This window comes from Treponema sp. R6D11 (genome assembly GCF_054786075.1).
Window position 1 is genome coordinate 1 of record NZ_BDHD01001420.1, and the last position, 308, is coordinate 308.

Consider the following 308-nt stretch of genomic DNA (forward strand, 5'->3'; position numbering starts at 1 on the left):
ATTTTATTCGGCAACAGGGATATAATCGCCTATTACGACCGTTCAGGCGGGGTGTCTTTTTGCGAACCGCAGATGGAAAGCGACTACCTTGCCGCGGCCCCGAAATTCTCGGTAAACCCCGATGTCGATAAAAGCGACTTTCTTTCATGCGATCCGGAAAGAAGTTTTCCATATATTGAAAAATATTTTCTTTCGCGTATCCCCTCGGACAAGCGCGAAAAATGCCGTATGGTGTTTATTATCGATTATGCCGAACTTATCGTTCCCGCGGGGGATTTACACCGCCTATCCGATACCGACCGTTATTG

1 pseudogene is annotated in these 308 nt (G+C 47.1%); it reads left to right on the forward strand.

What is annotated here, in order from left to right:
- Nucleotides 1–308, forward strand: a pseudogene (locus ACYVTD_RS18990) (AAA family ATPase); the annotation flags it as partial.